Consider the following 6,316-nt stretch of genomic DNA (forward strand, 5'->3'; position numbering starts at 1 on the left):
GTCCGCAGCGGCCCGGCGGCGGGGCTGTCAGTCGGACGGTTCCGACAGGGTGATGGCGCCGACCGGGCAGGCCTTGCCCACCCTGGGCCACGCCCCGTACACCACCCTGCGCGACGCCTACCAGCGCAATGCCGAAGGACTGGTCGCCGGCGGCGCCGACGCGCTGCTCGTCGAGACCACCCAGGACCTGCTCCAGACCAAGTCCGCGGTCCTCGGCACCCGCCGCGCCCTCGACGCCCTCGGCCTCGACCTGCCGCTGATCGTCTCGGTGACCGTCGAGACCACCGGCACCATGCTCCTCGGCTCGGAGATCGGCGCCGCCCTCACCGCGCTGGAACCGCTCGGCATCGACATGATCGGCCTGAACTGCGCCACCGGCCCGGCCGAGATGAGCGAGCACCTGCGCTACCTCGCCCGCACCTCCCGCATCCCGCTGGCCTGCATGCCCAACGCGGGCCTGCCGGTCCTCGGCAAGGACGGCGCCCACTACCCGCTGAGCGCGCCCGAGCTCGCCGACGCCCAGGAGACCTTCGTACGCGAGTACGGCCTCTCGCTCGTCGGCGGCTGCTGCGGCACCACCCCCGAGCACCTGCGCCAGGTCGTCGAGCGCGTCCGCGGCCTCACCCCGACCGCCCGCGACCCTCGCCCCGAGCCGGGCGCCGCCTCCCTCTACCAGACCGTCCCCTTCCGTCAGGACACCTCCTACCTGGCGATCGGCGAGCGGACCAACGCCAACGGTTCGAAGAAGTTCCGCGAGGCGATGCTGGACGGCCGCTGGGACGACTGTGTGGAGATGGCCCGCGACCAGATCCGCGAGGGCGCGCACATGCTCGACCTGTGCGTGGACTACGTCGGCCGTGACGGCGTCGCCGACATGGAGGAACTCGCCGGCCGCTTCGCCACCGCCTCCACCCTGCCGGTCGTCCTGGACTCCACCGAGGTGGAGGTCATCCGGGCCGGCCTGGAGAAGCTCGGCGGCCGCGCGGTGATCAACTCCGTGAACTACGAGGACGGCGACGGCCCCGAGTCGCGCTTCGCGAAGGTCACCCGGCTCGCCCAGGAGCACGGCGCGGCGCTGATCGCGCTGACCATCGACGAGGAGGGCCAGGCCCGCACCCCCGAGAAGAAGGTCGAGATCGCCGAGCGGCTGATCGAGGACCTCACCGGGAACTGGGGCATCCACGAGTCGGACATCCTGATCGACACGCTGACCTTCACGATCTGCACGGGCCAGGAGGAGTCCCGGGGCGACGGCGTCGCCACCATCGAGGCCATCCGCGAGCTCAAGCGCCGCCACCCCGACGTACAGACCACGCTGGGCCTGTCGAACATCTCCTTCGGTCTCAACCCGGCCGCCCGCATCCTGCTCAACTCGGTCTTCCTCGACGAATGCGTCAAGGCGGGACTGGACTCGGCGATCGTGCACGCCTCGAAGATCCTGCCGATCGCCCGCTTCGACGACGAGCAGGTGCAGACCGCCCTCGACCTCATCCACGACCGGCGCCGCGAGGGCTACGACCCGCTCCAGAAGCTCATGCAGCTCTTCGAGGGCGCCACGGCGAAGTCGCTGAAGGCGGGCCGGGCGGAGGAGCTGGCGGCCCTGCCGCTGGAGGAGCGGCTCAAGCGGCGGATCATCGACGGCGAGCGCAACGGCCTGGAGGCCGACCTGGACCTCGCGCTCGCGGAGCGCCCCGCCCTCGACATCGTCAACGAGACCCTGCTGGACGGCATGAAGGTCGTCGGCGAGCTCTTCGGCTCCGGCCAGATGCAGCTGCCGTTCGTCCTCCAGTCCGCCGAGGTGATGAAGGCCGCCGTCGCCTACCTCGAACCTCACATGGAGAAGTCGGACACCGAGGGCAAGGGCACGATCGTGCTGGCCACCGTGCGCGGCGACGTCCACGACATCGGCAAGAACCTCGTCGACATCATCCTGTCGAACAACGGCTACAACGTCGTCAACCTCGGCATCAAGCAGCCCGTCTCGGCGATCCTGGAGGCCGCGGAGGAGCACCGCGCCGACGTCATCGGCATGTCGGGCCTGCTGGTGAAGTCCACCGTGATCATGAAGGAGAACCTGGAGGAGCTCAACCAGCGCGGCCTCGCCGCGGACTTCCCGGTCATCCTCGGCGGCGCCGCACTGACCCGCGCCTACGTCGAACAGGACCTGCACGAGATCTACGAGGGCGAGGTCCGCTACGCCCGCGACGCCTTCGAGGGCCTGCGCCTGATGGACGCCCTCGTCGGCGTCAAGCGCGGCGTGCCCGGCGCGAAGCTGCCCGAACTCAAGCAGCGCAGGGTCCGGGCGACGGCCGCGGTCCAGGTCGACGAGCGCCCCGAGGAAGGGCACGTGCGCTCCGACGTGGCCACCGACAACCCGATCCCCACTCCGCCGTTCTGGGGCACCCGGGTCATCAAGGGCATCCAGCTCAAGGAGTACGCGAGCTGGCTCGACGAGGGCGCCCTGTTCAAGGGCCAGTGGGGCCTGAAGCAGGCCCGCACCGGTGACGGCCCGACCTACGAGGAACTCGTCGAGACCGAGGGACGGCCGCGGCTGCGCGGACTGCTGGACCGGCTCCAGACCGACAACCTGCTGGAAGCCGCCGTGGTCTACGGCTACTTCCCCTGCGTCTCCAAGGACGACGACCTGATCCTGCTCGACGAGCAGGGCAACGAACGCACCCGCTTCACCTTCCCCCGCCAGCGCCGGGGCCGCCGGCTGTGCCTGGCGGACTACTTCCGCCCGGAGGAGTCGGGGCAGACCGACGTCGTCGGACTCCAGGTCGTCACCGTCGGCTCCCGGATCGGCGAGGAGACGGCCAAGCTGTTCGAGGCGGACTCCTACCGCGACTACCTCGAACTGCACGGCCTGTCCGTGCAGCTGGCCGAGGCCCTCGCCGAGTACTGGCACGCCCGCGTCCGCTCCGAGCTGGGCTTCGCGGGAGAGGACCCGACGCAGATCGAGGACATGTTCGCCCTGAAGTACCGGGGCGCCCGCTTCTCGCTCGGCTACGGCGCCTGCCCCGACCTGGAGGACCGCGCCAAGATCGCCGACCTCCTCCAGCCGGAGCGGATCGGCGTCCACCTCTCGGAGGAGTTCCAGCTCCACCCCGAGCAGTCCACCGACGCCATCGTCATCCACCACCCCGAGGCGACGTACTTCAACGCCCGGTGACGCCGTCCCCCGACAGGCCCCGAAAGCCGGGGCCGCAGACCCACGACGCGCCCGGCGGTGAACACCGCGACGCACATTGATCGGACAAGTCGTACACTGGTCGGTCCACTCCAGGCCGGTTCCCCGTGAGGGAACCGGCCTGGTCGTCCCTTCAAGGAGGTACGTGGATGACCAGTACGGTCCCCGCGCTCGGAACCCGAACGGCCGAAGGCTCAGCCCTCCAGGCGGTGCTCCTGGACATGGACGGCACCCTGGTCGACACCGAGGGCTTCTGGTGGGACGTCGAGGTCGAGGTCTTCGCCGGCCTCGGTCACACCCTCGACGACTCCTGGCGCCATGTCGTGGTGGGCGGCCCGATGACCCGCAGCGCGGGCTTCCTCATCGAGGCCACCGGCGCGGACATCGCCCTCGCCGAACTCACACTGCTGCTCAACACCGGGTTCGAGGCCCGGATCGCCCAGACCCTGCCGCTGATGCCGGGAGCCGCCCGGCTGCTGGCCGAACTGTCCGAGTACGAGATCCCCACCGCCCTGGTGTCCGCCTCGCACCGACGCATCATCGACCGCGTCCTGACCTCGCTCGGTCCCCAGCACTTCGCCCTGAGCGTCGCCGGCGACGAGGTGACCCGCACCAAGCCCCACCCCGACCCCTATCTCCTCGCCGCCGCCGGACTCGGCGTGGACCCCGCCCGCTGCGCGGTCGTCGAGGACACCGCGACCGGCGTCGCGGCGGCCGAGGCCGCGGGCTGCCATGTCGTGGCCGTGCCGTCGGTCGCCCCCATCGCCCCCGCCGCCCGCCGTACCGTGGTGGGCTCGCTCGAAGAAGTGGACCTGGCCTTTCTGCGCGGCCTGGTGACATCCACGGTCTGAACCGTCACCCGCCGCGCCGGCCCCGCCGCCGGACCCGGACCCCGGACGCACACGCCTCCGCGGCGCCCCGGGAAACCGGCGCCCGGCCGGGCGCGCATCCCTACCCGACCCTGAACAGTCGACCATGTGACATTCGCCACCCCGAATGGGGTCGACAGGTAGGGCGCCATGTGCAGACCGCCCTGCTTTCCCGGATGTCGAAGCGTCTTTGTGTCCCGATTGATGGAACCGTGCACTAATCCTTCCACTGTCGGGTTTTCGGTGTGTCCACGCCCGGTTTCACTCCGTGATGGATCCCGGCTCATCCGGCTGTGAACCGCCCCGCCGGTCCGGACTAATCTCATCGCGAAACATCGGCCTACCCCCGTGACCCGCCGCAACACCCCTGCATGCCGGGTACACGGACTTGAACAGCTGGAGAAACCCGAGCATGAACCGCAAGACTTTGGTGCTGCCGGCCGTGATCGGTCTCATCGCGCCCGTGCTCGCCGCCTGCGGCGGGTCCGACAGCGGGAGCAGCGGCGGCGACGCCATCGTCGTCGGCACGACGGACAGTTTCACCGCGACGAAGGACGCGCCCGCGCCGCTCGACCCGGCCTACGCCTACGACGTCGGCACCTGGAACGTCCTGCGCCAGACCGTGCAGACGCTGATGGTCCAGCCGAAGGGTGAAGGCGCCCCGGTGCCCGAGGCCGCGGAGAGCTGCGGCTTCACCGACAGCGGCAACGAGCGCTACGCCTGCAAGCTCCGCAGCGACCTGAAGTTCTCCAACGGCAACGCCGTCACCGCGGCCGATGTGAAGTACTCCATCGACCGTGCCCGCGCCATCAAGTCCGACTCGGGCGTCTTCGCGCTGCTGTCGACCATCGACACCGTCGAGACGCAGGGCGACGACCAGGTGATCTTCCACCTGAAGACCGCCGACGCGACCTTCCCGTTCAAGCTGTCCACCCCGGTCGCGGGCATCATCAACCCCGACGACTACCAGAAGGACAAGCTGCGCGACGGCTTCGACGTGGACGGCTCCGGCCCGTACACCCTCAAGGCCGAGGTCCAGGGCGACAAGATGGTCAAGGCCGTCTTCACCAAGAACCCCAACTACAAGGGTTCGCTCAAGGTGAACAACGACAAGGCCGAGATGGTCTCCTACGACGACTCCGACGCCCTCGGCGCCGCCCTCGACAAGGGCGACGTCGACATCGTCTCCCGTGGTCTGACCCCGGCCCAGGTCAAGAAGTACACCAACTCCGCCGGCGGCAACATCGACGTCGTGGAACTGCCCGGACTCGAGATCCGCTACCTCGGCTTCAACACCGACGCCCCCGCGGTGAAGGACAAGGCCGTACGCGAGGCGATGGCCCAGCTCATCAACCGCAGCGAGATCGTCTCCAAGGTCTACGGCTCCCAGGCCGAGTCGCTGTACTCGCTGGTCCCGGCCAGCGTCACCGGACACTCCAACTCGTTCTTCAACAAGTACGGCGACCCGAGCGTCGCCAAGGCCGCCTCCCTGCTGAGCAAGGCCGGCATCTCCACCCCGGTGAGCCTGACCCTGAACTACACGACCGACCACTACGGCGCGGTCACCAAGCAGGAGTTCGAGGTCATACAGAAGCAGCTGAACAACAGCGGCCTGTTCAAGATCGACATCAAGGGCACCCCCTGGGAGTCCTACGTCCCGGCCGAGCGCAAGGGCAAGTACGACGTCTACGGCATGGGTTGGTTCCCCGACTTCCCCGACGCGGACAACTTCCTCGCGCCGTTCCTCGACAAGGACAACTTCCTCAAGTCGCCGTACTCCAACAGCGAGGTCATCAACGAGCTGATCCCGGAGTCCCGCCGCCAGGCCGACCGGCAGACCGCCGCCTCCAGCCTGACCGACATCCAGGACGTCGTGGCCCGGGACGTCCCGGTGCTGCCGCTCTGGCAGGGCAAGCAGTACGTCGTCGCCCGCGACGACGTCACGGGCACCGCGTACGCCCTGAACTCCTCCTCGACGCTCCAGCTGTGGGAGCTCGGCCGGGGCGCGAGCAGCTGACGCCCACTCCCGGAACCCGAGGCCCTGACCGGCCTCGGGTGCAGGACGAGCGAAGGCACGTCAGCAGCACGTGAACCCGCGCAACCTGTGGCCGGTCCCGCCCCTCGCGGCAGGACCGGCCACAGGCGTTCCGGCCCCACCGGCCCGCGGTGTTCCGGCCCCACCGACCCGGAACACGGCCCCGCCGACGCCGACGCCGACGCCGACGCCGACGCCGACGCCGACGCCGACGCCGACGCC

At 69.7% G+C, this 6,316-nt stretch carries 2 protein-coding genes and 1 pseudogene; all 3 read left to right on the forward strand.

Annotation, left to right across the window (positions count from 1 at the left end; all coding sequences use genetic code 11):
• Nucleotides 1-64 precede the first annotated feature (64 nt).
• Nucleotides 65-3,172: pseudogene (gene metH, locus ABT085_RS42545) on the forward strand (methionine synthase); the annotation flags it as partial.
• A gap of 167 nt (nucleotides 3,173-3,339) precedes the next feature.
• Nucleotides 3,340-4,041, forward strand: a complete 702-nt coding sequence (locus ABT085_RS42550) for an HAD family hydrolase (protein ID WP_351621396.1) — start codon at nucleotides 3,340-3,342, stop codon at nucleotides 4,039-4,041.
• Between the two features lie 430 nt (nucleotides 4,042-4,471).
• Entirely contained in the window at nucleotides 4,472-6,076 is a 1,605-nt protein-coding gene (locus ABT085_RS42555) for an ABC transporter substrate-binding protein (protein WP_351621399.1), read from the forward strand.
• The last annotated feature ends 240 nt before the right edge of the window (nucleotides 6,077-6,316 follow it).

The sequence above is a fragment of the Streptomyces sp. NPDC002265 genome, assembly GCF_040296125.1.
In the GTDB taxonomy this organism is placed as follows: Bacteria; Actinomycetota; Actinomycetes; order Streptomycetales; family Streptomycetaceae; genus Streptomyces.